Origin of the sequence: Mesorhizobium sp. WSM4311 (genome assembly GCF_002295115.1) — a bacterium.
Classification (GTDB): Bacteria; Pseudomonadota; Alphaproteobacteria; order Rhizobiales; family Rhizobiaceae; genus Mesorhizobium.
Map to the genome: position 1 here is coordinate 731,559 of NZ_NSFV01000001.1, position 25,678 is coordinate 757,236.

The following is a 25,678-nucleotide window of genomic DNA, read 5'->3' on the forward strand; positions in this document are numbered from 1 at the left end:
TTTGTAAACCCTAACCGCAGCTTGGGTCGAAAGACCGGCTGAAAACCATGTTCGAGGGCTGCCGCTGACCTAGAATGCGGCGTAACCGCCGACGCTGGAGAGGCTCCCGCCCGATATGCTGGATTTCAGTTCGCTCCTGCTCGCGGCCGCGCTGTCGGGCACATGCCTGGCCGTCACCATGTTTGCCATCTGGCTCACCGCGCCGCGGGCGCGTTTCGTGTTTACGGTGGCGTGCGGCATCATCGTGCTTGTCGCGCATGTGATCCTGTTCTGGCGCTACACCAAGGAACCCGATCCTCTGCTTTGCCAGATAGCGCTGGCGCTGCTCAGCCTGGGCTTCCTGATCATCTGCCTTTCGGCCATGCAGTATCTCGGCATGCCGGACCACAGGCGTGCGATCGTGCCGACACTTGCCGCCATGGCGGTCTGCGCGGCCTTCACCTTTCTCGGTCTTGACGGTGTCGGCTTCATTGTCACCTACACGACGGTGACCGTGCTGCTGGCGACGATCGGAGCCATGTTCTGGGTCAATGGCAGCCACGATCGCCGGATCCTGCTGGTGGTTTCCTTCCTGAGCGGCACCTGCGCGGTGTCGTTTGCCCTTTGCGGTGTGGTTCTGATGGCCAAGGGGCAATGGGCGCTCGGGGCGGCGCCCGACAACTGGGCCGAACGTCTGAATTCCGTCGTGGCGGTGGCTTGCATGACGGGCCTGGGTGCCTTGACGCTCTCGCTGCACCATCTGCAGGCGCAGATCGAGCTGAAGGCCGAGACGATGACCGATCCATTGACCGGGCTGATGAACCGTCGCGGGTTGATGTCCCTCCACGGCGAGCGGCCGTTCGGTCCGTTCATGGCGGTCGTCATGTTCGACCTCGATCATTTCAAGAGGACGAACGACATCTATGGTCACCCGGTCGGGGACCAGGTGCTATGCCGCTTCGCCACCGTCATCCGGAAATATGCCAGGACCGGCGTCGACGCCTTTCGCCTGGGCGGCGAGGAGTTCGCCATCGTCATGTCGCGGATGACGGAAGAGCGGGCCCATGATCTCGCCAGCAGGATCGGCGTGGCCTTCGGCACCGAAATCGTCCCTACCGCGCTCGGTCCGTTGCGCAGCACGGTCAGCGGCGGCATCGGCTTTGGCGGCGCCGACGGCAGCAGCCTCGACGAGGTGCTGGCCGAGGCGGACGCCGCGCTCTACGCGGCCAAGCGCGCCGGCCGAAACTGCGTCATCAGCCGCAAAAGAATGGGCAAGGCCGAACCGGTCAAGCCGGCCTTGCGCTCTGCGTAGGACTGCTACTCAGCCGCTCCCAGATAATCCGACAGCGGCGGGCAGGAGCAGACCAGATTGCGGTCGCCGGCGACATTGTCGATGCGCGACACCGGCGGCCAGTACTTGGCCGCCGTATCGGCGTCGCCGGCTGGATAGGCTGCTTCCAGGCGCGAGTAGGGGTGGGTCCACTGGCCGGCCAGCGTCTCGGCGGCGGTGTGCGGCGCGTTGACCAGCGGGTTGTCGGCCAACGGCCAGTCGCCCCTGGCGACTTTCGCGGCTTCGCCGGCAATGGCGATCATCGCCTCGCAGAAACGGTCGAGTTCGCGCTTCGGCTCCGATTCCGTCGGCTCGACCATCAGCGTGCCGGCGACCGGAAACGACATGGTCGGCGCGTGAAAGCCGTAGTCGATCAGGCGTTTGGCAATGTCGTCGACGCTGATGCCTGCGCTCTCCTTGAGCACGCGGGTGTCGAGGATGCATTCATGCGCGATGCGATCGTGTCGGCCCTTGTAGAGCAGCGGGAAGTGCGGCGCGAGCCGTGTCGCCACATAGTTGGCCGAGATGATGGCGGTCTCCGTCGCCTGCTTCAGTCCGGCGGCCCCCATCATGCGGATATACATCCAGGTGATCGGCAGGATGGAAGCGCTGCCGAAGGGTGCCGCCGACACGGCCTGCGCCGAGCCTTCGGTGACATGACCCGGCAGATAAGGCTGCAGATGCGCCTTGACGCCGATCGGGCCGACGCCGGGGCCGCCGCCGCCGTGCGGGATGCAGAAGGTCTTGTGCAGGTTCATATGGCAGACATCGGCGCCGATATCGGCGGGCCGGGCGAGCGCGACCAGCGCGTTGAGGTTGGCGCCGTCGAAATAGACCTGGCCGCCATGCTCGTGGATGAGGGCGCAGAGATGGCGGGCGCCTTCTTCATAGACGCCATGCGTCGAGGGATAGGTGAACATCAGCGCGGCGAGATTTTTGGAATGCTCGTTGGCCTTGGCCCGCATATCGTCCATGTCGATATTGCCGTCTTCCAGGCAGCGCACGACGACGACGCTCATGCCGGCCATCGCCGCGCTCGCCGGATTGGTGCCATGCGCGGAGGAGGGGATCAGGCAGATCGTGCGATGGCCTTCGCCGCGCGAGCGGTGATAGGCGCGGATGGCGAGCAGGCCGGCAAATTCGCCCTGGCTGCCGGCATTGGGCTGCAGGCTGACCGCGTCGAAGCCGGTGATTTCGGATAGCCAGACTTCCAGCTCGCCGATCATGGCGCGATAGCCGGCCGAATGGCTGGCCGGTGCGAAGGGATGCAGATTGGCGATGCCTGGCCAGCTCACCGGCATCATTTCGGCCGCCGCGTTGAGCTTCATGGTGCAGGATCCGAGCGGAATCATGGAGCGGTCGAGCGCCAGATCCTTGTCGGCCAACCGGCGCAGCAGGCGCATCATGTCGGTCTCCGACTTGTTCTCGTTGAACACCGGCTGGGTCAGAAACTCCTTTCCACGCGGCTTGCCGGGAACGGTGCTGTCGGCCGAAGAGGCAGCCTTGGCACCGAACAGGGAAGCGATCGCATCGAGATCAGCATCGGTCGAGGTCTCGTCGAAGGCGATGCCGACATGGTCGGCGTCGAGGATGCGCAGCAGCCGGCCGGTCTTCTCGGCGGCTTCGGCGATTTGCGCGGCCTTGCCTTTCGCCTCAACCGTCACCGTGTCGAAGCGGCTGGCGCCGAGCACCGAAACGCCCGCCGCCTTGAGGCCGCTCGCCAGGCGGTTGGCCAGAGCGTGGATGCGTCCGGCGATCGCCTGCAGCCCGGCGGGGCCGTGCCAGATGGCATAGGCCGTCGCCATGTTGGCGAGCAGCGCCTGCGCGGTGCAGATGTTGGAGGTCGCCTTGTCGCGGCGGATATGCTGTTCGCGCGTCTGCAGGGCCAGGCGGTATCCGGGCCGGCCCTTGCTGTCGGTCGACTGGCCGACGAGGCGGCCGGGCATCAGGCGCGTCAGTTTATCGGAGACGGCGCAGTAAGCGGCGTGCGGGCCGCCGAAGCCCATCGGCACGCCAAAGCGCTGCATCGGGCCGACGGCGATGTCGGCACCGAGCTTCGCCGGCGCTTCGGTGAGTGTCAGGCCAAGCGGATCGGCGATGAAGACGACCAGCGCGCCAGCGGCGCGGGCCTTGTCGATCGCCGCCTTATGGTCGCCATAGACGCCAAGGGTGTCGGGCCAGGAGACGAGCAAGGCAGCGGTGTTGTCGTCGATCGTCTCGCCGTCGATCTCGATGCCGAGCGGTTCGGCGCGGGTGCGCACCACATCCAGCGTCTGCGGATGCGGCGTGCCGGCGAACGCCACCTTGGTGCGCTTGTCGCGGTGGTGGCGCAGCGCAATGCCGACCGCTTCGGCGACAGCGGTTGCCTCGTCCAGCAGCGAGGCAGACGCCACCGGCAGTCCGGTCAGTTCGGTGACCAGTGTCTGGAAATTGAACAGCATTTCGAGCCGGCCCTGGCTGATCTCGGCCTGATAGGGCGTGTAGGCCGTGTACCAGGCCGGATTCTCGAACAGATTGCGCTGGATGACCGGCGGCACGTGGACGCCGTGATAGCCGGCGCCGATGAAGCTTTTCAGCACCGTGTTCTTCGCCATGATGGCCGACAATTCGGCCAGCGCTTCGGCCTCGTTGGCCGGCGCGGGCAAGGTCAGCGGCAGATCGAGGCGAATCGACTGCGGTACGGCCTGGCTGATCAGCGTCTCGACGGAGGGAACGCCGATAACGGCAAGCATGGCCCTGACATCGTTGACGCCAGGACCGATATGGCGGGCCGAGAAGGGGGTAAGTGCTGCGGTCATCATCTCTGTGTCCTGATTTCAGGCGATATGGGCTTTGTAGGCGGCCTCATCCATGAGGCCGGCGAGCTGACTTTCGTCGGCAAGCTTCATCTTCCACAGCCAGCCGGCGCCGGTTGCCGCCGAGTTGACCAGCGACGGGTCGGAAGACAGCGTGCCGTTGGCCTCGGTGATCTCGCCGTCGACCGGCGCGTAGACGTCGGAGGCCGCCTTGACGGATTCGACCACGACGGCGGTGTCGCCCTTGGTCAGCTTCTTGCCCGTTTCCGGCAGTTCTACGAAGACGAGGTCGCCGAGCTGCTCCTGCGCGTAGTCGGTGATGCCGACGGTGGCGATACCGCCGTCGACGCGGAGCCATTCGTGATCTGAGGTGAAATAGGTCGTTGCCATAAAATTCATCCTTTGCGGTAGCGATGAGGGGTGAAGGGCAGGGAACTGATATCGACGGGGATCTTCGTGCCGCGTACCTCGGCGAACACGCGCGTGCCGGGCTTTGCCAGCGCCGTGGCGACATAGCCTATGGCGACCGGATGGCCGGACGAGGGGCCGAAGCCGCCCGATGTGACATGGCCGGCGGGATTGCCGTCGGCGTCGAACAGAGCGGCACCGGCGCGCACCGGCTGGCGGCCTTCCGGCTTCAGCCCGACGCGCTTTTGTGCCGGGCCGCGTTCGACGGCGGCACGCAAGGCGTCGGCGCCGATAAAGGCGCCGGAAGCGCGGATATCCCTGGGGATCGCCCACATCAGCGCCGCCGCGGCCGGGTCGGTCTCGGGCGTGATGTCCTGGCCATGCAGGCAAAGCCCGGCCTCAAGCCGCAGGCTGTCGCGGGCGGCAAGGCCGATCCACAGCACGCGCTCATCGCCAAGCAGTTTGGCTACGAGATCCCGCGCGTCGGCCTCCGGCAGCCCGATCTCGAAACCGTCCTCGCCGGTATAGCCAGACCGGCTCATGAACCAGTCTTTCCGCGGCTCGACCCCGTGCATGAACAGCAGCGAACCGGTCTCGATGCCGGCGCGCGACAGCACTGCCCAGGCCTCGGGTCCCTGGATGGCCAGGAAGACGCGGTCGAGCGGCTCGACCTTCACATCGAAATTCGTGGCGAGCTCACGCAGATGCTTTTCGTCGGCGACGGCGTTGCCGGCATTGGCGACCACCATGAATCTGGTATCGCCGAGCCGGGTGACGATCAGGTCGTCAAGGATGCCGCCGGCCTCATTGAGGAAGAAGGACAGTTTCGACTGCGAGATTTCGAGCGCGCCGGCATCCAGGGGGCAAGCGCGGTTGAGTAGTGCAACCGCTTGTGGCCCGCTGACCTCGAACAGTTTCATGTGCGAGATATCGAAGAGACCGGCATGCTCGCGGGTGTGCAGGTGCTCCTTCATGACGCCGGCCGGATAGGTCAGCGGCATCGACCAGCCGGCAAAGGCGCCGAAGCGCGCACCGGCGGCTGTGTGGATATCTTCGAGGGGAAGGTGTTTTGAGTCGTCGCCCGTCATGTCGTCTCCAGAGTCGCACGCAATCGGCCGCGAATGGCGACCAGTCCGTGCCCCTCTGTCTGAAGCCTGAGAGACTCGCGCAACCGGAACTCTGTCAGCGGCGCTTACACCTTCGGCGCGGGGGCAAGCCCCGACTTTCCAGAGTGTCTTTCCCGTCTACGGTTCTTTTGCCTGAGAGATTTCGGGCGATTTCCCCTTCGGCGGCAGCTCTCGCTGCTCTCTCCCGCAAACAGGTAGGACTCAGAATCCCGAGCCCTCGACGCGCCATCCATAGCCCGTCGGCGACACCTTGTCACCTCCCAGCGACATGTTACCGACAAGTCTTCGCTAACCACGCCGTTTGCCGGTTTTTCAAGACACTCCTGATATAGCAGGCCGATGTAACGCTTTGGGGCGGACGGGGACGACAATGGGCGAATTGATCATGAGCGCGCCGGTGGCGGGGCTGACCTCGAAGAATCGCATTGCCCCGGAGGATGTGGTGATGCTGCGCCGCGACGTGTTCGCCGATGGCGTGGTGACCCGTGGCGAGGCCGAGGCGCTGTTTGCTCTCGACCAGACGGCCCAGGACAAATGCGCGCAGTGGGCACCGTTCTTCGTCGAGGCGGTGACCGACTACATCGTCCATCAGGAAAAGCCGTCCGGCTATATATCGCAGGACAATGCGGGCTGGCTGGTCCGCACGATCTCGCGCGACGGCATGGTCGACAGCCGCACCGAACTCGAATTGCTGGTCCATGTGCTGGAAAAGGCGAGATCCACGCCGAGCAAGCTTTGCGTCTATGCGCTGGAGCAGGTCGCCCATGCCGTCATCGACGGCAAGGGGCCGCTGATGCTGGGCGGCGCGCTGGTGCCCGGACTGATCGCCAAGGCGGAAGTCGAGCTGCTGCGCCGCATCCTGCATGCCCATGGCGGCGACGGCAACATCGCCATCACCCGCGGCGAGGCCGAGCTGCTGTTCAGGATCAACGAGCAGACCGCCCAGGCCAAGAACGATCCTTCGTGGAACGACCTTTTCGTCAAGGCGATCGCCAATTTCGTCATGTGTTCGGCCGGCTATGAGGCGCCGACCCGCGATGTGGCGCTGCGGCAGGAAAGCTTCCTCGAACGCGCCGATCCGGAAATCGGCGGCTTCTTCAGCCGCATGGTGTCCGGCGGCCTTGCCGGCATCATCGAGGCCTATCGGTCCCCTGATGACATCGAGGCCGAGTGGGAGGCGAAGAACAGGGCGGCCGAGGCCCTGGCTCGCCGCGCCGAGACGATCGATGCCGGCGAAGCCAAATGGCTGATCGAGCACATCGGCGTGGACAGGCCCCTGTACGAAAACGAGCGCGCGCTGCTGACCTTGATCAAGCATGCCTCGCCGGAGATCCATCCGGCGCTAAGGCCGCTGCTTGAGAAGGTTGCCTAAAGTGCACCGTCCGCTGCTGTCGTTTTACAAAGGATGATGTTGGAGTGGCCTTCGGGCCATTGCGCCAGTTCGGCGATGCGCCGGAAGCCAGCCTTCTCGTAGAGGCCCGGCGCCTGGAAGTCGTGGCTGGAGACCCAAATTCTCCTGACTCCTCGAACGGTTGCCTCAGCCACAAAAGCGCTGAGCAACTGCGTTGCATAGCCGCGACCGCGATAGGCCTCGTCAATCCACATCAATGTCAGCTCGGACGTGCTCGCCCAAGAGTAGCCGGCGGCAACGCCGATGGCATGTCCTGCACCGTCACGAATAACGAAAGCCAGTGTCCGGTCATCGGCGCAGCCCGTCGCGCGCCGGTTGTCCTCGTGAAGGCGTTCCTCAAGCAAGCTCAACTCGATCGGCGACAGATCGTGCTCGGCCTGTATGCGGATGGTCATCAAATCCCGCCATACCAATCGTAGCCATTGTCTTCCCAATAGCCGCCGCGGCCGCCGCCGACATTGGCAAAGCCGTCGACCAGCTCGATTTTGTAGAGGTATTTCGGCATCTTGTAGCCGAGCTGGCGCTCGACGCGGACGCGCAGCGGCGCGCCGTTCTCGACCGGGAGCGGTTTGCCATTCAGGCCATAGGCGAGGATCGTCTGCGGATGGCGGGCGTCGATCAGGTCGATGGTGCCGTAATATTTGATGTCGCCGGACAGGCTGCGGTCGATCGTGTCGAGGCAATGGAACATGACGTAGCGCGCCTGCGGCTTGACCACCGCCTGGTCGAGCACCAGCGACAACGGCGTGCCGGTCCATTTGGCGATGCAACTCCAGCCCTCGACGCAGTCGTGGCGGGTGATCTGGGTGCGGCTCGGCATGTTCTGGAGTTGCTCGCGGCTGAGCGACAGCGGCTTCTCGACTAGACCCGACACCTCCAATCGCCAGTCGGCGAAGTTGTTGGCGAGCAGGCCCTTGTAGGTGTCATCGTCGGGGGCGGTAACGCCGTTCGGCCGCTGCGCCTGGCGGATGTCGGCCTCGGTGAATTCCGGTGCCAGCGCGTCACGGCCGGCAAGCAGGCGTTGCGCGCGATACGTCAGGCCATTGGCGTTTTCGAGGAAACTGCGCAGGCCGCCGCCAATGCTCAGCTGGCCGTCGAAGGCGTCGCAGCCCGACAGCATGATGCCGGAGGCGCCAAGGCTGGCGGCGGTCAGGAATTTCCGGCGGCTGATCTCAAACTTGGCCATGTCAGGCACTCCTCTCGGTCGTCTCGTCGTCATGCGCGGGAGGGTCGGTGCGGTACCAGCCGGTGATGATCGAGCGCAGTTCGTTGATCGGGCCGGCGGCCAGGATCATCAGAATGTGGATGATGAAGAAACCGACCAGCAGCAGCATGACGGTGAAATGGATGGTGCGCGCCGTCTGCCGGCCGCCGAGCACCTCGTTGAGGAAGGGCAGCACCGAATTCATGCTGGGCGACATGGCAAGGCCGGTGATGATCATCAGCGGCAACAGCACGAACAGCACGCCGCCATAAGCCATCTTCTGCAGCGTGTTGTATTCGCGCGTGTGATGGAATTTCAGCTTGGCGTGGTCGACTATGTCCCGCGGCAGGCGCTTGAGGTCGTCGAGGCGCGGGGCGAGGTCGCGCCTGATATGGCCGTTGACCAGGCTGGCGACCAGCCAGACGATCAAGGTGGTCGTCAGGATCCAGGCGAAAAAGAAATGCACGACGCGGGCGGTGCCGAGGTCATAATAGGACGGAATGGTCGCCCAGGACGGGAAGCCCCGCGCCGTCTCGTTGCCCGGCGGGCCCGACCAGCCGAGCACGCCTGTCGTGTCGAAGCGGTGCCCGAAGATTTCGGTGTAGCCGCGCGGCCCGGCGCTCGTGTTTTCGGCGCCGATTTCGAAGATGGTGTTGTTGTAGCCGAAGCCGGATTGCTTACCGATATAGAGCTGCGGCCGGGCGTTGAAGATCTGCAGCCCGGAAAGCAGCATGAAGAACAGCGAAATGGCCCAGATCCAGTGCGTCAGCCGCGTCCAGCGCGACTGCCGGTAGATCAGCGTGCTGTCACTCGACACGGGAGCGTCCGGTCCGGTGGCGGATTGGCTTCTGGCAACGGATTCCATCTTGTCTCGTCTCCCGGCCTCGCGGCGTGGCCTGCGCGTTCATTGTCCTCCTGATACGTCGCGATCCAAACCGATGTTTCACCCGATCACGGATTTATTACGGAGCACCCAGGCTGACGGCGAGATTGACGGCCGCGGCGACGATGACGGTGTTGAAGAAAAACGACAGGATCGAGTGAACAAGCACGACACAGCGCATATGCGTGGTCGATATGTTGGTGTCCGCGGTTTGCGCGGTCATGCCGATGACCGCCGAGAAATAGAGGAAATCCCAGCCTTCCGGCCGTTTGTCGCCCGGGAACAGCAATCCGCCGACCGGGATTTTCTTATTGGTTTCGGCCTCCACCGCATCGCCGTCCATCCAGTAGACATGCGCATAATGAAGTGCGGCCATGGCATGGATGGTGAACCAGCCAAGCGGGATCGACAGCAGCGCGAAACCAAGCTCGACGGAATTGCCTCTGTTCTTCTGATTGATAAGCAGGAACAACGAGACAACGGCGACGACAACGACGACGAGCGTCACGGCGAAGATGACCAGCACCGGCTGGTCGGTGGCGCGCGCATTCTTGCTCAGATATTTGCCGGTGAATTTGGGCATCTGGCTGACGACAAGAATGACGTAGGCGGCGAAAAAGGTATTGGCGCCGATCGAGTAGGCGAGCGGGGCGTGCAGCAGCAACGCCACAAGGAGCGCGAGCGCGCCGAAACACGCCGACATTGCGAACAGCATATGGCGCTGCATTGGTCCCTGGATCGGGGTTTCGGTGGCCATGACGTCTCCACCCTCGCGCTCGGTTTCTAGCCGGGTGTGGCGGATTTCAGCGCGCGCCGCAAGATGCGGTCGAGTTCGCCGAGGAACCGCGAGCGGTCCTGTGGCGCGAAGGAGGCGTTGTAACCCTTGCTCTCGCCGGTCTCGCGCAGATGCTGCTTGAGGTCGCGCATGGCCACCGCCATGCCGATGGTTTCGGGCGTAAACGGCCGCCCGGTAGGCCCGAGCACATGGGCGCCTAGCGCCACCGCGCGGGCGGCAAGCGGAATGTCTGCCGTCACCACGACATCGTTGGATCTGGCGTTCTCGACGATCCAGTCGTCGGCGGCGTCCGCGCCCTTGGAGACCACGACATTGCGGATCATCGGATCGCGAGAGGGCCGCAAGCCGCCATTGGAGACGTAGGTGACGACGACGCCGAGGCGCTCGGCGACTTTCTCGACCTCGGCCTTGACCGGGCAGGCATCGGCGTCGACGTAGATGGCGGGTGCGGACATTGTTTCTCCGAGACGGACAGGGGCCGGAAGCGTGTCCGGCCCCTGCCTGAAATCCTGCAGCGTTCAGGCCGGCAAGGCGCCAGACTTCTTTGCCGTCCAGGTGGCGATATAGTCCATCAGGCCGGGGTTGAGACAGTCATATGGTTCGAGCCCGATTGTCCTTAGCTGCGCGCGAATACCATCCATCCGCTTTGGATCGACGCCGGATTCGATGATCGACGAGACGAAGGCGGTGAAACCCGGCGGCGACCAGCCGTCCTCGACGAAGCGCTCGGGGTGGATGAAGGTCAGGCCCTTGAACGGATGGTCGCGCTCGACCGGGCCGTGCATGTGGACGCCGCAGCCGGTGCAGGCGTGGCGCTGGATCAGCGCCAAGGGGTCGACCACTTTCAGCTTGTCGCCGTTCTCGGTGACGGTGACGTCCCCGGTGCCGGCGACGGCAACCACCGAGAATATAGCGCCTTCCGGCTTCCAGCATTTGGTGCAGCCGCAGGCGTGGTTGTGGGCGATCTGGCCCTTGACCTTCACCTTGACCGGCTTGCTGGTACAAGCGCAGACCAGCGTGCCGCCGGCAAAGCTCGCGCTCTCCTTGGGCAGGCCATTGTCGATTTTCGGATGCAGTTTCTCCGCCATTCTTTTCTCCTCCCAGTTGTGAACCACAGAGGTCGCAGGCCGGTCGGTCGGCGGCGTGTGGCTTGCTTCAGTAAACGACGACGCTGCGGATCGACTTGCCCTCATGCATGAGGTCGAACCCCTTGTTGATGTCTTCCAACTTCAGCAAATGGGTGATCATAGGATCGATCTGTATCTTGCCGTCCATGTACCAGTCGACGATGCGCGGCACGTCGGTGCGGCCGCGCGCGCCGCCGAAGGCGGTGCCCATCCAGGTGCGGCCGGTAACCAACTGGAACGGCCGCGTCGAGATTTCCTGGCCGGCGCCGGCGACGCCGATGATGACCGACTTGCCCCAGCCGCGGTGCGAGGCTTCCAGCGCCTGGCGCATCACCTTGGTGTTGCCGGTGCAGTCGAACGTGTAGTCGGCGCCGCCGATCTGGTCGGCGCCGCGCTTGGTCATGTTGACGAGGTGCGGGACGATGTCGCCGTCGATCTCCTTCGGATTGACGAAATGCGTCATGCCGAACCGCTCGCCCCATTCCTTCTTGTCGTTGTTGAGGTCGACGCCGATGATCATGTCGGCGCCGGCAAGCTTCAGGCCCTGGATGACGTTGAGGCCAATGCCGCCGAGGCCGAAGACCACGGCGGTGGCGCCTTGCTCGACCTTGGCGGTGTTGATGACCGCACCGATGCCGGTGGTCACCCCGCAGCCGATGTAGCAGATCTTGTCGAAGGGGGCGTCGGGATTGACCTTGGCCAGCGCGATCTCGGGCAGCACGGTGAAATTCGAGAAGGTCGAGCAGCCCATATAGTGGAAAATCTTGTCCTTGCCGATCGAAAAGCGCGACGAGCCGTCGGGCATCAGGCCCTGGCCCTGCGTGGCGCGGATGGCAGTGCACAGATTGGTCTTTCTCGACAGGCAGGACGGGCACTGCCGGCATTCGGGCGTATAGAGCGGGATGACATGGTCGCCCTTCTTGACCGAGGTGACGCCCTTGCCGACATCGACCACCACGCCAGCGCCCTCATGGCCGAGAATGGCCGGGAACAGGCCTTCGGGATCGGCGCCCGACAAAGTGAACTCGTCGGTGTGGCAGATGCCGGTCGCCTTGATCTCGACCAGCACCTCGCCTTCGCGCGGACCGTCGAGGTCGACCTCCATGATCTCCAGCGGCTTTCCGGCGGCGACGGCAACAGCGGCGCGGGTTTTCATAGGGCGTCCTCCAAATGCGAATTTTTTTCCAAGGTTTCAGGTTTTTTCGACACGATCAACTGGAAGCTGGCGCCGAGACTGGGCCACAGCGATGAATTGGAATCGCAAATCGATTGAAAGGCACTGATTTGCATGGTCGGCTTGACCCCGCAAGCACAGGTCATAAAAGGAACGACCGACCGGAGGGGAACGACCTCAGCATGTTCACGAAAATCCTGATCGCCAACCGTGGCGAGATCGCCTGTCGCGTCATCAAGACGGCGCGCATGATGGGGATTGCCACGGTCGCGGTCTATTCCGATGCCGATCGCGATGCCGTGCATGTCGAGATGGCCGACGAGGCGGTGCATATCGGGCCTTCGCCCGCCGCGCAAAGTTATCTTGTCCCTGAAAAGATCATCGCCGCCTGCAAGGAAACCGGGGCTCAGGCCGTGCATCCCGGCTATGGCTTCCTGTCTGAACGGGCCGCCTTCTGCGAAGCGCTGGAGAAGGAAGGCATCGTCTTCATCGGCCCGAAGCCCAAGGCGATCAAGGCGATGGGCGACAAGATCGAATCGAAGAAATTCGCCAATGCCGCCAAGGTTTCGACGGTTCCGGGCTGGCTCGGCGTCATCGAGAATGCCGACCATGCCGAGAAGATCGCCGGCGAGATCGGTTATCCCGTGATGATCAAGGCCTCGGCCGGCGGCGGCGGCAAGGGCATGCGCATTGCCTGGAACCAGTCGGAAGTGCGCGACGGCTTCGACCGGGCGCGCTCGGAGGCCAAGAGCTCGTTCGGCGACGACCGCGTGTTCATCGAAAAATTCGTCGTCGATCCGCGCCATATCGAGATCCAGGTGCTGGCCGACGCGCATGGCAATGCGCTCTATCTCGGCGAGCGCGAATGCTCGATCCAGCGCCGCAACCAGAAGGTCGCGGAAGAGGCGCCGTCGCCATTCCTCGACGCCAAGACGCGCAAGGCCATGGGCGAGCAGTCGGTGGCGCTGGCCAGGGCCGTCGACTATCAGAGCGCCGGCACGGTCGAGTTCATCGTCGACAAGGACAAGAACTTCTATTTCCTTGAAATGAATACACGATTGCAAGTCGAGCACCCCGTGACGGAGCTCGTCACCGGCATCGATCTGGTCGAGCAGATGATCCGGGTCGCCGCCGGCGAGAAGCTCGCTTTGAAGCAAAGCGACATCAAGCTGAATGGCTGGGCGGTGGAAAGCCGGCTCTATGCAGAGGATCCCTATCGCAATTTCCTGCCGTCGATCGGCCGGCTGACGCGCTACCGGCCGCCGGAGGAAGGGCAATTCGGCGATGTCGTCATCCGCAACGACACCGGCGTCACCGAAGGCTCCGAGATTTCGATGTTCTATGACCCGATGCTCGCCAAATTGTGCACCTGGGCGCCGACGCGCATCGAAGCGATCGACGCCATGTCGGAAGCGCTCGACAGTTTTGTGGTGGACGGCATCGAGCACAACATTCCGTTCCTGGCGGCGCTGATGCAGCATCCGCGCTGGCGGGAAGGGGCGATATCGACCGGCTTCATAGCAGAGGAATATCCCGACGGTTTTGCGCCCATCGTGCCGAACAGCGAAGAAAAGGCGGTGCTGGCCTCCATCGTGACCGCGGTGGAACTGCTGCGACGCGACCGGCTCGACCGGCTGGGTGGGCGGCTGGCGCCGCATTCGGGCGTACTCAAGCGCGATTGGGTGGTGAAGCTCGGCGGCGAATATCTCCAGGCGTCCATCCTCGAAGGCATGATCTCCATTCCGATGGAGATCGACCTGTCGATCGACGGCGGCAAGGCGCTGACCGTTTCATCCGACTGGCGGCCGGGCGACCTGATCTGGCGCGGCACGGTCGGCAAGCGCTCCGTTGTCGCCCAGATCCGGCCTGTCGCCAACGGTCTTCGCATCGCCTGGAAAGGCATGTCGGTGACCGCGCGCGCCATGCTGCCGCGCATCGCCGAGCTGGAACGGCTGATGCCGGAGAAGGTGGCGCCGGACACGTCGAAACTGCTGCTCTGCCCTATGCCCGGCCTCGTCGTGTCGATCGCTGTCACCGAGGGCCAGGAGGTCAAGGCCGGCGAGACCTTGGCCGTGGTCGAGGCGATGAAGATGGAAAACGTGCTGCGCGCCGAGCGCGATCTCATCGTGTCGAAACTCAACGCCAAGCCCGGCGACAGTCTCGCTGTGGACGCAGTGATCATGGAATTCGCCTAGAGATTGTTTGGAATTCTACTCCGGCGGCCATCTGAAGGCGTTTTCTGCGCTTCCGGTGCTCGCGTACCCAAAAGTACGCCGCGCTCCAGTTCTCGAAACCACCTCCATGACTCGCCGGAGCGAATTTCGAAACAATCTCCGAGGTGAGGCGCGTGCCGGCGGCAAGCCTGTGATCAGCGGTCGTTTGTGCTGGACTGGTATCGCCCGGTCCCGGACAATACATCTCCATCGACTCAGAGCCTTCGAGTGCGCGAGAAACCATGGCGGATGACAGACTTCCACGCGATCCCTTGAAGCGCGAAGCCGCCATTGCGGCCGCGCGGCCGGAGGTGCCGGCGCGGCCGTTCGTGCATCTGCGCGTGCATTCGGCCTATTCGCTGCTCGAGGGCGCGCTCCAGCTCGGCAAGATCGTCGGCCATGCCGTGAAGGACGAGGCGCCGGCGATCGCCGTCACCGACACCAACAATCTGTTCGGCGCGCTCGAATTCGCGCAGAAGGCGGTGAAGGACGGCATCCAGCCGATCATCGGCTGCCAGATCGCGCTCGCCTTTTCCGGTGAGAACAGCGACGGCCAGCGCGACCGCCGACGTCAAGGCCCGGAGATGCGGCCGGTCGTTCTGCTCGCCGCGACCGAAGCCGGCTATTCCAACCTGGTCAGGCTGGTCAGCCGCGTCTACCTGGAAACGCCGCCCGGCGAAGCGGTGCATCTGACGACTGAGATGCTGGAGGGAAAAGCCGATGGGCTGATCTGCCTCAGCGGTGGGCCGCGCGGCCCAATCGGCAACGCCTTGAAGGAGGATCGCCGCGATCTGGCCGAGGCGCGGCTTTTGACGCTCAAGGCGATGTTCGGCGACCGGCTCTATGTCGAATTGGACCGGGTCGCGGGCTACGACCGGGTCATCGAACATCAGACGATCGATCTCGCCTACGCGCACGAACTACCGCTTGTCGCCACCAACGAAGCCTTCTTCTCGTCGCGCGACGATTATGAAGCGCATGACGCGCTGATTGCCATTGCCGAAGGCTCCGTCGTCGCCGTCGACACCCGCCGCCGGCTGTCGCCGGACAATTTCCTGCGCAGCCAGGCCGAAATGGCGCAATTGTTCGCCGACCTGCCGGAAGCGATCGACAACACGGTCGAGATCGCGCAGCGCTGTTCCTACTATCCAAAAACCCGCAGCCCGATCCTGCCGCGCTTCACCGGCGGCGATGGGTCCGACAAGGACGCGGCCGAAAAGGCCGAGGCCGCGGAGCTGGCGCGCCAGGCGCGCGAGGGGCTCGACGCGCGGCTTGCGCTGCACGGGCCGACGCCGGGCTACACGGTCGAGCAATATCGCGAACGGCTCGAGTTCGAGCTCGGCATCATCGAGAAGATGAAATTTCCGGGCTACTTCCTGATCGTTGCCGACTTCATCAAATGGGCCAAGGCGCAAGGCATTCCAGTCGGACCGGGCCGTGGTTCGGGCGCCGGATCGCTGGTCGCCTATTCGACGACCATCACCGATATCGATCCGCTGCGCTTCTCCCTGCTATTCGAGCGCTTCCTCAATCCCGACCGCGTGTCGATGCCCGACTTCGACATCGACTTCTGCCAGGATCGCCGCGAAGAGGTGATCCGCTACGTCCAGCAGAAATACGGCCGCGACCAGGTCGGCCAGATCATCACTTTCGGTACGCTGCAGGCGCGCGCCGTGCTGCGCGACGTCGGCCGTGTGCTGCAGATGCCTTATGGCCAGGTCGACAAGTTGTCCAAGATGGTGCCGCAGAACCCGGCCAATCCGGTCAAGCTCGCGGATGCCATCGCCAACGAGCCGCGCTTTGCCGAAGAGGCCGAGAAGGAGCCGATCGTCCAGACGCTGCTCGACATGGCGCAGAAGCTGGAAGGCCTTTACCGCCACGCTTCCACACACGCCGCCGGCATCGTCATCGGCGACCGGCCTTTGTCGGAACTGGTGCCGATGTACCGCGATCCGCGCTCGGACATGCCGGTCACCCAGTTCAACATGAAATATGTCGAGCAGGCCGGGTTGGTGAAGTTCGACTTCCTCGGCCTGAAGACGCTGACCGTGCTGGAGACGGCGGTGAAGCTGATCCGCCGGCGCGGCATCGACATCGATCTGGCGACGATCCCGCTCGACGACCCCGAGACCTACGCCATGCTGTCGCGCGGCGAGGTGGTCGGCGTGTTCCAGGTGGAAAGTGCCGGCATGCGCAAGGCGCTGATCGGCATGCGGCCCGACTGCATCGAGGACATCATCGCGCTCGTTGCCCTATACCGGCCTGGCCCGATGGAGAACATCCCGACCTACAATGCCAGAAAGCATGGCGAGGAGGAGATGGCCTCGATCCATCCGAAGATCGACCATCTGGTGAAGGAGACGCAAGGCGTCATCGTCTACCAGGAACAGGTGATGCAGATCGCGCAGGAGCTGTCCGGCTATTCGCTCGGCGAGGCCGACCTTCTGCGGCGCGCCATGGGCAAGAAGATCCGCGCCGAGATGGACAAGCAGCGCGAGCGCTTTGTCTCGGGTGCGGTCGAGCGCGGTGTCAGCAAGCCGCAAGCCGACTTTATTTTCGACCTGCTGGCCAAGTTCGCCGACTACGGTTTCAACAAGTCGCACGCCGCCGCCTACGCCGTGGTCTCGTACCAGACCGCCTATCTCAAGGCGCATTATCCGGTTGAGTTCCTGGCCGCATCGATGACGCTCGACATGGGCAATACCGACAAGCTTGCCGACTTCCGCCAGGACGCACTGCGCCTCGGCATCGAGGTTCTGGCGCCGTCGGTGATGACGAGTTTCCGGCCTTTCGAGGTCGGCGAGAACCGCATCTATTACTCGATGGCGGCGCTCAAGGGCGTCGGCGACGCGGCGGTCGAGCACATCGTTGCCGTGCGCGGCGAAAAGCCGTTCAAGAATCTCGCCGATTTCTGCGAGCGGGTCGATCCCAAGATCGTCGGCAAGCGCGTCTTCGAAAGCCTGATCATGGCCGGCGCGCTCGACTGCTTCGGCCATGACCGCGCCCAGATGATGGCTGGCGTCGAACGGATGATGGGATTGGCGTCACTTGCCCAGCAGAACGCCGTTTCCGGCCAGGCCGATATTTTCGGCGCCTCGCTCGGCGCACAGTCGCAGGCGCTGAACCTGCCGGCGACGGACCCATGGCTCGCGGCCGACCGGCTGCACCGCGAATTCCAGGTCGTCGGCTTCTATCTCTCGGCCCATCCGCTCGACGAATACAAGGCGGCTTTGCAGAAGATGCGGGTGCAGAACTGGGCGGAGTTCTCGGCCGCCGTCAAACGCGGCGCTTCCGCCGGCCGCCTGGCAGGCACGGTGACCAGCAAACAGGAGCGCAAGACGCGCACCGGCAACAAGATGGGCGTCGTGGCCTTTTCCGATACTTCCGGCCAGTACGAGGCCGTGCTGTTTTCCGAAGCGTTGGCGCAGTACCGTGACCTGCTCGAAGCTGGCCGCTCCGTCGTCATCACCGTCGCGGCCGAGGACCGGCCCGAGGGCGTCAATTTGCGCATCAACTCCGTGCAATCGCTGGAGGAGGAGGCAAGCCGCATTCAGAAGGCGCTGCGCATATTCGTCAGGAACGATGGACCCGCCTCGATAATCCAATCCCAGCTCACCCAGCGCGGTGAAAGCCAGGTGAGCATCATCGTGATCAAGGAAGAGGCCCAGGGCGAGGTCGAGATCGCCTTGCAGGGCGGCTACCGCGTTTCGCCGCAGATCGCCTCGGCAATGCGCGCCGTGCCCGGTGTGGTCGAAGTGGAGTTGGTGTGATCCGCGGCCTTGGCAGGCGTCGGCACATGCCGCCCATGTCATCGCGATCGGCATGAAGGCCGCGGACAAGCGAGCATCACAGGATCGTTCCGCCATGGCGCGGCTGCGCAACACGCTGCGCAGGCTCTATCATGGGCGCCCGCCGCCTTCCGGTTTCACGCTGCGGCAATCGTCATCGATCTGGCCATTGTCGCCTTCTTCATCGCGACACCCGTCATCCAGCAATCGGCCTCGTTCCTATGGCTGGATTATGCGGTGGCCGCGCTCGTCGGCGCCGATCTGATCGCCCGGCTGCTGGCCTCAAACGACATGCTGCGCCTGATGAAGCAGCCGACTTCCTGGGTGGATGTCTTCATCCTGTTGACGCTGCTGATGCCGACGGCGCTCGCCAATCTCGGTTTTCTGCGCATCCTGCGGCTGTGGTCGCTGTCGCGCAGCGGTTCGATCTGGCGGCATTTCGAGATGCGTGGGCTCAGGCCCTGGCGCGAGGCAAGCCATGCGGTCATCAACCTCCTGACGTTTCTGTTCGTCATCACCGGCTTCGTCTACACCTTCTTCTTCCGTAATGGAGCCGGCCTGGAAAACTACATCGACGCGCTTTATTTCACCGTCGCCACTGTGACGACGACCGGCTTCGGCGACATCGTGCTGCCGGGAATGGCCGGCAAGCTGACGGCGATCGTCACCATGATCATCGGCATATCGCTGTTTGTCAGGCTGGCGCAGGCGATGTTCCGGCCGGCCAAGGTGTTCTTTCCCTGTCCGCAATGCGGGCTGCAGCGGCATGAACCGGATGCCGTGCACTGCAAGGCCTGCGGGCAAGTCCTCAACATCCGAACGAAGGCGACTGACGGGCTGAACGCTACGATGCCGCCACTTCAGCCGGCTGTACCGGTTTGCGCTGCAGATTGAGCAGATTGCCCATCAGGATCAGCAGCGCGCCACCAGCGGTGAAAGCGTCGATCTGCTCGTGATAGAGCAGCCAGCCGACCAGCGCCGACAAGGGCACCCGCAGGAAATCCATCGGCGAAATGACGGTGGCATCGGCATAGGTAAGCGCGCGGGCCATGCAGAAATGTGACGACATGCCGGTGAAGGCGATCAGCAGGATCCAGGGCCAGAGTTCAAGCGATGGGGTGCGCCACACGTAGAGCGCGGGGATGAGGCCGAGCGCCGACTGGATGATCAGCATCCAGAAAATGATGCGCACGACGCTGTCGGTGCGCGTCAGCGATTTCACCAGCACCAGCGATATGCCGAAACAGACCGCGGCGCCCAGCACGACCAGATGTCCGGGATCGACCGCGTCGACGCCTGGACGGACGATGACCACCACGCCGATCAGGCCGAGCACGACTGCCGCCAGTTTCGGCCGGCTCAGCCTTTCGCCGAGAAAAGTCACCGCCAGGATCGCCGTCCAGATCGGCGTGGTGAATTCGATCGAGATCAGCACAGCCAGCGGGATCAGCGTCAAGGCGTAGAGCCATGCCGCCTGGCCGCTATAGTGGACGACGTTGCGGGCGAGATGGGCGAGGGGACGCTGCGTGCGCATTGCCGCGAAGCCGCCGCTCGCCAGCACCAGCGGCAAGAGGATGAAGAAGCCGATCACCGAGCGCAGTTCCAGCACCTGGAAGACGTTGAGTTCGGCCGTCGTGGCGCGGCCGGCGACCGACATAGCCAGGAAAGAGCTGATCGACAGCGCCATCCAGAACGCGGCCTTGGGGATCGAGGGGGTGGGTGCCATGGCAGCTATCTCGCAGGCTGGGGCTTTTGCCGCAATTGCTAGTCACTCCATTCTTCTGGGCCAGTTGCAGTGGCGTGATGTGCAAAACGGTCATGTCGCGAGCGGAACCCGATAGGGCAGTGGGCGTTGAGTCCCGGTATTCAGCCGAGCTTCGCAGGACGTCTTTCAGCGTCGACAGGGAGAATTTCGATGAGACCATTCGCGCAATTTGCGCTTGCCGGCTGTCTCCTGGTCGCGGCAGGCACGGCACATGCCGACGAGACCAAGTTTCTCCAGTCGTTCAAGGGCAGTTTTGCCGGCAAGGGCACTGTCCAGTTGACCACCGATGTGCCGAACGTCAGTGTTTCCTGCAGCTTCAAGTCGAACGCGACCTCGACCTCGCTCTCGCTGGATGGCAATTGCCGCGGTCTCGTTTTGGTGACGCGGGCCATCAGTGCCAAGTTGAAGGTGACGGGTGCGAAATACAGCGGCGTCTATGTCGGGTCGCGCACCGGGCCGGCACAGCTGAACGGCAGCCGTTCGGGCGACGCGATCAATCTTGGCATCCGCTGGGCCCAGGAGGTCAATGGCGATCGCAAGGCGCGGATGACGGTCGAGAAGCGAGGCGAGAACGGCATCCGGCTCACGGTCACCGATACCGATCCGAAAACCGGCAAGAACGTGGTGATGAGCCGGATCGATCTGACGCGCGTCTGACGGCAGGATCCGACTGAATCTCGACACATCTGGTATCCAGGCTCAGTCTTCCAGCGGCTCCGGCGGATGGGCATCGCGACCCCTGCCGAACGTATAGCCGGTCTCCACCGCCTTGCGGCCGAATTTGTCGCGCAGCGCATCGATCGCGCCTTCGGCCATGGCGCGTTTGCGCGACTTGACGTCGACCAGATCCGGCGGGTCGGCCTTGTCGTCGTCGGAGAGGTCGCTGACGCCGATGCCGAGCAATCGAAATTTCGTGCCGTCCGTTTCCCTGCGAAGAAGCTCCACCCCGGTCTGGAAGATACGGTCCGCGAGCCGCGTCGGGTCGCCGAGCTGGCGGTTGCGCGTGCGCAGTTTGAAATCCTGGGTCTTCAGCTTCAGCACCACGGTGCGTCCGGCAATGCCTGACTTTTTCAGCCGCGCCGAGACCTTTTCCGAGAGCCCTCTCAGCACCGCGACCAACTCGTCCAGCGACGCGATGTCGGTGTCGAAGGTGGTTTCGGCCGACACGCTCTTGGCGTCCTGGTCGGGGTCGACGCGGCGAACGTCCTCGCCGCGCGAAAGCCGGTAGAGCCGGTCGCCCATCACGCCGTAGCGGCGCATCAGGTCGCCACGCTCCATCGTCTGAAGCTGGCCGATGGTGCGGATGCCGTCGCGTTCCAGCGTGGCGTTGAACGCCTTGCCGACGCCCCAGATCATGGTCACCGGCTGCGTCGCCAGGAAGCCGACCGCCTCGGCCTCGCCGATGACCGAAAAGCCGCGCGGCTTGCGGAAGTCCGACGCGATCTTGGCGAGGAACTTGCAGTAGGAGAGGCCCGCGGAAACGGTGATGCCGATCTCTTTCTCGACGGCCAGCGCGAAGCGCGCCAGAACCACGGCCGGCGGCAGACCGTGCAGCCGTTCGGTGCCGGCGAGGTCGAGAAACGCCTCGTCGATCGACAGCGGCTCGACCAGCGGCGTCAGCGCCTGCATCATGGCACGCACCTCGCGGCCGACACGTACGTACTTTTCCATGTTGGGCGGGATCACGACCGCCTCGGGGCAGGCCTCGAGCGCCTTGAACATCGGCATGGCGGAGCGCACGCCCCGGATGCGGGCGATGTAGCAAGCGGTGGAGACGACCCCGCGCTTGCCGCCGCCGATGATCAGCGGCTTGTCCTTGAGCGCCGGGTTGTCGCGCTTTTCGATCGCCGCGTAGAAGGCGTCGCAATCGATATGGGCCAGATGCAGCCGGTAAAGCTCGCGATGACGGGCAAGGCGAGGGCTGCCGCAGCGCTGGCAGCGGCGCGATTCACCGCGCTGAAACGTCAGGCAGTCACGGCAAAAACCGTGATCGGGATTGTTGACAGGGGCCGCCATCACTGCGAACATAAAGAGAACAGAGGCAATGGTACGACAGTGCAGGGCCAGCGACAAGCTTGGCCTGGGGAGAACCATATGAGCACGACCGTAGTACCGCTGGCGCCCGAGCTGTGGCCTGATTTCGAGGACCTTTTCGGCAAGCAGGGCGCCTGCTACGGCTGCTGGTGCACGCATTTCCGGCTGGCGCCGGCGGCGCGGCGCGAGAGCAGCCGCGAACGCAACAAGGACCATATCAAGGCGCGCATCGAGGCCGGCCCGCCCCCCGGCCTGCTGGCCTTCGAGGACGGCAAGGCGGTCGGCTGGATGCAGATCGGGCCGCGCGCCGACGTGCCTGAATGGAACAACAAGGGCAGGGGCTCGGCGCCGATCGATCCCGCCGACGCTTCCGATCCGGCCGTCTGGGCGATCTCCTGCTTCTTCGTCCGCGCCAAGGCGCGGGGCCGGGGCATCACGCACCGCCTCGTCGAAGGCGGCATCGATTTCGCCCGCGGCAACGGCGCACGGCTTGTCGAGGCCTGCCCGATCGACCTGTCGCGCGATTCGCGCTCGATCGGCCTGTTCGTCGGCTCGTCGGGGGTGTTCGAGAAAGCCGGGTTCGAGAGGCTGGTGGAACGCAAGGCGGGCCGGCCGCTGATGCGGCTGGTGCTTTGATCTCGTTTTTGTCGGCGGGCGTTGTTGATTTCATCTTGCAGTTGTGGCGGTAACTTCATACCCGCATGAAGAAACGGAGAATTTTTGTGAAACGTGCCCTGCCTTTCGCTTTCATGGCGACGGCAGCCAAGACGATGGCGGCGATGCAGGCGCGAAACAGAGCCCCTGAGGGTATAGCTTCACAGCGCTGATAGCCGGCTCCTGCTTTTGGCTGACAGCCTGACTGTCATCATCTTGCAGTTGTGATGGTATTTCCCTACCAGAAGCACGAAACGATTTTTGCCTTTTCGATCAACGGAGACTTCCCGTGAACCGTATGTTGCCAATTGCCTTTGCCGCGCTTCTCTTCAGCGCGCCCGCCTTCGGCCAGACCGTCGACAGCAAGGGTGCCAAGCAATTGTCCGATGACCTGTCCCGCTATGTCGGCAAACAGGCGCTCGACAAGGGCATTCTGAAGGTTTCGGTCGAAGGCGACGCCTACAAGGTCGCGTTCGATCTCAAGGCGCTTGCCGCGACGGTTCCCGCACAGGGAAAGGTGAAACTCGACTTCGCGCCCTACGCCGTGCTGGTGAAGCCGCGTAGCGACGGGACCTGGGATGTCTCGATGGATTTTTCGCAGAGCGGATCCTTCGAGTTCAACGGGCCCGAGGGGCTGCAGAGCACGCAGTTTTCGATCAAGGACGGCAAGGGTTCCGGCATCTATGATCCCAGTCTGGCGGCATTCATCAGCGGCACCAGCTCGTTGGCCGGCATGACGATGGCATCGAAGGATGCCAAGCAGCAGATGGAGGCCAGCACTGGCGCCGGCACCGCGACGATCGCCGCCACCAAGGCCGCCAATGGCGGCGTCGATTTCACGATGTCGCAAAAAATTTCGAATTTCGCCGAGGCGATCAAACTGGACGATCCCGAGAACGGGCTGAATTTCCCGGTCACCATCAAGTCGCCAGAATTGTCGGTGGAAGCCAGCGGCAAGGGCGTGCAGACGAGGCCGCTGCTCGACCTCTTGGCATTTGCCGTGGCCAATGAGGACGAGAAGACGCTGAAGGCAAACCAGGCGCAGCTCAAGTCGCTGCTGCGCGCCGCGCTTCCGGTGTGGGAGCGCATCGACGGCACCTATGGATTCAAGGATTTCGCGGTCGACAGCCCGATAGGCACTTTCGGCGCGACCCAGCTCAGCACCGCGTTCGGCAGCGATGGCGTTTCCCAGAGCGGCAAGGTCACCTACGGCATCAAGGCGTCGGGCCTGACCGTGCCGCAGCAGCTTTTGCCGAGCTGGAGCGTGGCGTTGCTGCCCACCGATATCGACCTGAACTTCGGCGGTGCCAATATCGATCTCGACACCATGGCGAAGAAGGCGATCGAAGCCTTTGATCTCAATCAGGATCCGCCGCTGTCGGCCGAGTTCGGCGACCAGCTCAAGACCGACTTCCTGGCCAAGGCGCCGAAGGTCGTCATTGGCCACAGCGTTGTGAAGAACAAGGACATGGAGATCGCGCTGGAAGGTGAGATGACGAGCTTCGGCCAGAAACCCGACGCAAATCTCACCGTCGATGTCGCCGGCTTCGACAAGATCATGGCGCATCTGCAGGAAGCGGCAAAGGCGGAACCGGAGGTCGGGCAGTATGTGCCCGTCGCTCTCATGGTCAAGGGCTTTGCCAAGACGCTGCCGGACGGTCGGCTGGAATGGGCCGTCAGCACCAAGGCCGACGGCTCGGTCACCGTCAACGGCGTCATGCTGAAGCCCGCCGATCCGGCGGTGGACGACAGCGTCGACGACGGTGACGGCGCGGACGACAGCAGCGGCGGCGACAATGGCGATGGCGCCAATGGTGGCGGTAGCGACAATGGTGGCGACAGCGATAATGGTGGGGCCGGCGCGAAGCTGAATCCTTGAGGTTGGGCTTTCCAGCAATTCCAGGAAAAACGCACAGCGTTTTTCCCTTGGGAATTGCGTGTAACGTTTTAGAGCCCCAGCGCGCTGACGATCTTCGGCGCGGCTTCGTGCCAGTCCTGGACGACGATGACATCGTCCGGGACGGGCGGCAGGAACGCACGCAGCGAATTGTCCGCCATCAGGTGGAAAAGATTGGCGTCGGTGACCGATTCCCGCACCGACGCCAGATTGTGCGGCTGATCGTCGACGAAGGCCACCGGCCGGCCGCTCTTGCCGCGCAGCCTGGCCACTGCCGGTCCCTTGGCCATTTCGGTGGTCAGCAGCGGATAGTTCAGACCCAAGGCATCGAGATGCGCGCGGCGCACGGCACGATGCCGGTGCGGCATGGCCGTGAGCATTATGATTTCCGCGCGGTCGCCAAGCCTTGCCAAGGATTCCGCGGCGCCGTCGGTTATGCTTTGCCAATCGGCCTGCGCGTCAAAGAAATCACCCAGAAGTGCCGTGACTTCCGGCTGTTCGATCAGCCGGCCGCTGGCCGTTTCGGCAATGTTGCCGGTCAGCCGGAAGGACGCCAGCGTCAGCCCATAGCCGCGCGACTTCAAGAAATGCGGGAAGGGGCGGATGAATTCGAGCACGACATCGTCGACGTCGAGCACCAGCAGCGGCCGGTCGTCCGCTGACAGTTCCTCGATCTGGCGCGCGGTCTCGGGATCATCGCTCATATGGACCGCTCATGGTTGTCGTCGCCGAGCGGCAGTGCGCGCAACGCCTTGCCGACGGCGGCCGGCGGCGTGCCGGTTTCCTCGGCAAAGCGCATCAGGGTCGGCTCATGGGCAAGCATGAACTGCAGCACGCCGGCCAAAAAGCCGGGCTCGCCTGCGGCCTTGCGGATCGAATGCGCCTCTATTCCGGTGATCGCCAGAAAGCGCGGCAACAGCTCCGGATCAGAGGCGACGAAGCCCAACGCCTTCACGGCAATGGTTTCCGCCTCTTCGCGCATTGACGCCGCGTTTGCCATCACTACCTTCGGTACGTGGAATGAGTCTCTTCCGCAGTAATGGCAAGAGTTGCTTGCGGCAAGCCTTTACAGCGCCGCGCGCCGTTTGGACGC

21 protein-coding genes, 1 pseudogene and 1 riboswitch are annotated in these 25,678 nt (G+C 63.8%); of the genes and pseudogenes, 8 read left to right on the forward strand and 14 right to left on the reverse strand.

Features of this window, described 5'->3' with window-relative positions; translation table 11 throughout:
• The first annotated feature begins 115 nt into the window (after positions 1-115).
• Positions 116-1,291, forward strand: coding sequence for a GGDEF domain-containing protein (locus CK226_RS03600; protein ID WP_095772787.1), 1,176 nt, complete (start codon positions 116-118; stop codon positions 1,289-1,291).
• A gap of 5 nt (positions 1,292-1,296) precedes the next feature.
• Here CK226_RS03600 and gcvP read toward each other — a convergent pair whose 3' ends face one another.
• The 3 genes from gcvP to gcvT are packed head-to-tail and all read right to left on the reverse strand — an operon-like array spanning position 1,297 to position 5,600.
• On the reverse strand, positions 1,297-4,110 hold the full coding sequence (gene gcvP / locus CK226_RS03605) for an aminomethyl-transferring glycine dehydrogenase (RefSeq protein ID WP_179300956.1): 2,814 nt from the start codon (positions 4,108-4,110) through the stop codon (positions 1,297-1,299).
• 15 nt (positions 4,111-4,125) lie between these two features.
• Positions 4,126-4,494, reverse strand: a complete 369-nt coding sequence (gene gcvH, locus CK226_RS03610; RefSeq protein ID WP_095773081.1) for a glycine cleavage system protein GcvH — start codon at positions 4,492-4,494, stop codon at positions 4,126-4,128.
• A 5-nt stretch (positions 4,495-4,499) separates the two neighbouring features.
• A complete protein-coding gene (gcvT, locus tag CK226_RS03615) occupies positions 4,500-5,600 on the reverse strand; it encodes a glycine cleavage system aminomethyltransferase GcvT (RefSeq protein ID WP_095790070.1) in 1,101 nt (366 codons plus the stop codon).
• Positions 5,601-5,749: 149 nt separating this feature from the next.
• Positions 5,750-5,836: riboswitch (glycine riboswitch) on the reverse strand.
• Positions 5,837-6,009: 173 nt separating this feature from the next.
• Between gcvT and CK226_RS03620 the strand changes: the two genes are divergently transcribed.
• Positions 6,010-7,011 (forward strand): hypothetical protein, encoded by a 1,002-nt coding sequence (locus tag CK226_RS03620; protein WP_095791018.1) that lies wholly within the window; start codon positions 6,010-6,012, stop codon positions 7,009-7,011.
• On the opposite strand, the gene CK226_RS03625 is transcribed toward CK226_RS03620, so the two are convergent.
• The 7 genes from CK226_RS03625 to CK226_RS03655 all read right to left on the reverse strand — a co-directional run bounded on the left by CK226_RS03625 (position 7,008) and on the right by CK226_RS03655 (position 12,216).
• A complete protein-coding gene (locus CK226_RS03625; RefSeq protein ID WP_095791019.1) occupies positions 7,008-7,445 on the reverse strand; it encodes a GNAT family N-acetyltransferase in 438 nt (145 codons plus the stop codon). The genes CK226_RS03620 and CK226_RS03625 overlap by 4 nt on opposite strands.
• Complete coding sequence (locus CK226_RS03630; protein ID WP_095791020.1) at positions 7,445-8,236, reverse strand: molybdopterin-binding protein; 792 nt, start codon at positions 8,234-8,236, stop codon at positions 7,445-7,447. The genes CK226_RS03625 and CK226_RS03630 overlap by 1 nt, the downstream gene beginning before the upstream one ends.
• A gap of 1 nt (position 8,237) precedes the next feature.
• A complete protein-coding gene (locus CK226_RS03635; protein WP_095791021.1) occupies positions 8,238-9,119 on the reverse strand; it encodes a cytochrome b/b6 domain-containing protein in 882 nt (293 codons plus the stop codon).
• A gap of 97 nt (positions 9,120-9,216) precedes the next feature.
• The gene (locus CK226_RS03640) at positions 9,217-9,894 is read right to left on the reverse strand and encodes a DUF1345 domain-containing protein (protein WP_095791022.1); all 678 of its coding nucleotides are present in this window, start codon (positions 9,892-9,894) and stop codon (positions 9,217-9,219) included.
• A gap of 26 nt (positions 9,895-9,920) precedes the next feature.
• Positions 9,921-10,388 carry a YaiI/YqxD family protein gene (locus CK226_RS03645; RefSeq protein ID WP_095772779.1) on the reverse strand — a complete coding sequence of 156 codons (468 nt, stop codon included), beginning with the start codon at positions 10,386-10,388 and terminating at the stop codon, positions 9,921-9,923.
• A gap of 63 nt (positions 10,389-10,451) precedes the next feature.
• Positions 10,452-11,021, reverse strand: coding sequence for an S-(hydroxymethyl)glutathione synthase (gene gfa, locus CK226_RS03650; protein ID WP_095791023.1), 570 nt, complete (start codon positions 11,019-11,021; stop codon positions 10,452-10,454).
• Between the two features lie 67 nt (positions 11,022-11,088).
• Complete coding sequence (locus CK226_RS03655) at positions 11,089-12,216, reverse strand: S-(hydroxymethyl)glutathione dehydrogenase/class III alcohol dehydrogenase (protein ID WP_095790078.1); 1,128 nt, start codon at positions 12,214-12,216, stop codon at positions 11,089-11,091.
• 200 nt (positions 12,217-12,416) lie between these two features.
• Between CK226_RS03655 and CK226_RS03660 the strand changes: the two genes are divergently transcribed.
• The 3 genes and pseudogenes from CK226_RS03660 to CK226_RS03670 form a co-directional block, all read left to right on the forward strand.
• A complete protein-coding gene (locus CK226_RS03660; RefSeq protein WP_095772776.1) occupies positions 12,417-14,429 on the forward strand; it encodes an acetyl/propionyl/methylcrotonyl-CoA carboxylase subunit alpha in 2,013 nt (670 codons plus the stop codon).
• Positions 14,430-14,689: 260 nt separating this feature from the next.
• Complete coding sequence (dnaE, locus tag CK226_RS03665; RefSeq protein ID WP_095791024.1) at positions 14,690-18,217, forward strand: DNA polymerase III subunit alpha; 3,528 nt, start codon at positions 14,690-14,692, stop codon at positions 18,215-18,217.
• 52 nt (positions 18,218-18,269) lie between these two features.
• Positions 18,270-19,051: pseudogene (locus tag CK226_RS03670) on the forward strand (ion channel); the annotation flags it as partial.
• A gap of 28 nt (positions 19,052-19,079) precedes the next feature.
• Here CK226_RS03670 and CK226_RS03675 read toward each other — a convergent pair.
• Positions 19,080-19,961 carry a DMT family transporter gene (locus CK226_RS03675; protein WP_095772773.1) on the reverse strand — a complete coding sequence of 294 codons (882 nt, stop codon included), beginning with the start codon at positions 19,959-19,961 and terminating at the stop codon, positions 19,080-19,082.
• 189 nt (positions 19,962-20,150) lie between these two features.
• On the opposite strand from CK226_RS03675, the gene CK226_RS03680 reads away from it, so the two are divergent.
• Positions 20,151-20,657 carry a hypothetical protein gene (locus CK226_RS03680; RefSeq protein WP_095772772.1) on the forward strand — a complete coding sequence of 169 codons (507 nt, stop codon included), beginning with the start codon at positions 20,151-20,153 and terminating at the stop codon, positions 20,655-20,657.
• 42 nt (positions 20,658-20,699) lie between these two features.
• On the opposite strand, the gene CK226_RS03685 is transcribed toward CK226_RS03680, so the two are convergent.
• Positions 20,700-22,028, reverse strand: coding sequence for a DNA polymerase IV (locus CK226_RS03685; RefSeq protein WP_095772771.1), 1,329 nt, complete (start codon positions 22,026-22,028; stop codon positions 20,700-20,702).
• Between the two features lie 66 nt (positions 22,029-22,094).
• Between CK226_RS03685 and CK226_RS03690 the strand changes: the two genes are divergently transcribed.
• Both CK226_RS03690 and CK226_RS03695 read left to right on the forward strand, forming a co-directional pair.
• Complete coding sequence (locus CK226_RS03690) at positions 22,095-22,670, forward strand: GNAT family N-acetyltransferase (protein ID WP_095772770.1); 576 nt, start codon at positions 22,095-22,097, stop codon at positions 22,668-22,670.
• A 316-nt stretch (positions 22,671-22,986) separates the two neighbouring features.
• Entirely contained in the window at positions 22,987-24,567 is a 1,581-nt protein-coding gene (locus CK226_RS03695) for a hypothetical protein (RefSeq protein ID WP_095791025.1), read from the forward strand.
• 68 nt (positions 24,568-24,635) lie between these two features.
• Here the strand turns inward: CK226_RS03695 and CK226_RS03700 are convergent, their stop codons facing one another.
• Both CK226_RS03700 and CK226_RS03705 read right to left on the reverse strand, forming a co-directional pair.
• On the reverse strand, positions 24,636-25,289 hold the full coding sequence (locus CK226_RS03700; protein ID WP_095791026.1) for a hypothetical protein: 654 nt from the start codon (positions 25,287-25,289) through the stop codon (positions 24,636-24,638).
• On the reverse strand, positions 25,286-25,585 hold the full coding sequence (locus CK226_RS03705; protein ID WP_095790082.1) for a DUF3572 domain-containing protein: 300 nt from the start codon (positions 25,583-25,585) through the stop codon (positions 25,286-25,288). The genes CK226_RS03700 and CK226_RS03705 overlap by 4 nt, the downstream gene beginning before the upstream one ends.
• Positions 25,586-25,678: the final 93 nt, after the last annotated feature.

Excerpts from the sequence above, each read along its gene's own strand:
- CK226_RS03705 (WP_095790082.1), bottom strand. The coding sequence starts at position 25,585 with ATGGCAAACGCGGCGTCAATGCGCGAAGAGGCGGAAACCATTGCCGTG.
- gcvH (WP_095773081.1), bottom strand. The coding sequence starts at position 4,494 with ATGGCAACGACCTATTTCACCTCAGATCACGAATGGCTCCGCGTCGAC.
- CK226_RS03620 (WP_095791018.1), top strand. The coding sequence starts at position 6,010 with ATGGGCGAATTGATCATGAGCGCGCCGGTGGCGGGGCTGACCTCGAAG.
- CK226_RS03640 (WP_095791022.1), bottom strand. The coding sequence starts at position 9,894 with ATGGCCACCGAAACCCCGATCCAGGGACCAATGCAGCGCCATATGCTG.
- CK226_RS03655 (WP_095790078.1), bottom strand. The coding sequence starts at position 12,216 with ATGAAAACCCGCGCCGCTGTTGCCGTCGCCGCCGGAAAGCCGCTGGAG.
- CK226_RS03660 (WP_095772776.1), top strand. The coding sequence starts at position 12,417 with ATGTTCACGAAAATCCTGATCGCCAACCGTGGCGAGATCGCCTGTCGC.
- CK226_RS03695 (WP_095791025.1), top strand. The coding sequence starts at position 22,987 with ATGTTGCCAATTGCCTTTGCCGCGCTTCTCTTCAGCGCGCCCGCCTTC.
- gcvP (WP_179300956.1), bottom strand. The coding sequence starts at position 4,110 with ATGATGACCGCAGCACTTACCCCCTTCTCGGCCCGCCATATCGGTCCT.
- CK226_RS03600 (WP_095772787.1), top strand. The coding sequence starts at position 116 with ATGCTGGATTTCAGTTCGCTCCTGCTCGCGGCCGCGCTGTCGGGCACA.
- CK226_RS03625 (WP_095791019.1), bottom strand. The coding sequence starts at position 7,445 with ATGACCATCCGCATACAGGCCGAGCACGATCTGTCGCCGATCGAGTTG.
- CK226_RS03700 (WP_095791026.1), bottom strand. The coding sequence starts at position 25,289 with ATGAGCGATGATCCCGAGACCGCGCGCCAGATCGAGGAACTGTCAGCG.
- CK226_RS03645 (WP_095772779.1), bottom strand. The coding sequence starts at position 10,388 with ATGTCCGCACCCGCCATCTACGTCGACGCCGATGCCTGCCCGGTCAAG.
- CK226_RS03690 (WP_095772770.1), top strand. The coding sequence starts at position 22,095 with ATGAGCACGACCGTAGTACCGCTGGCGCCCGAGCTGTGGCCTGATTTC.
- CK226_RS03680 (WP_095772772.1), top strand. The coding sequence starts at position 20,151 with ATGAGACCATTCGCGCAATTTGCGCTTGCCGGCTGTCTCCTGGTCGCG.
- gcvT (WP_095790070.1), bottom strand. The coding sequence starts at position 5,600 with ATGACGGGCGACGACTCAAAACACCTTCCCCTCGAAGATATCCACACA.
- CK226_RS03635 (WP_095791021.1), bottom strand. The coding sequence starts at position 9,119 with ATGGAATCCGTTGCCAGAAGCCAATCCGCCACCGGACCGGACGCTCCC.
- gfa (WP_095791023.1), bottom strand. The coding sequence starts at position 11,021 with ATGGCGGAGAAACTGCATCCGAAAATCGACAATGGCCTGCCCAAGGAG.
- CK226_RS03685 (WP_095772771.1), bottom strand. The coding sequence starts at position 22,028 with ATGTTCGCAGTGATGGCGGCCCCTGTCAACAATCCCGATCACGGTTTT.
- dnaE (WP_095791024.1), top strand. The coding sequence starts at position 14,690 with ATGGCGGATGACAGACTTCCACGCGATCCCTTGAAGCGCGAAGCCGCC.
- CK226_RS03675 (WP_095772773.1), bottom strand. The coding sequence starts at position 19,961 with ATGGCACCCACCCCCTCGATCCCCAAGGCCGCGTTCTGGATGGCGCTG.
- CK226_RS03630 (WP_095791020.1), bottom strand. The coding sequence starts at position 8,236 with ATGGCCAAGTTTGAGATCAGCCGCCGGAAATTCCTGACCGCCGCCAGC.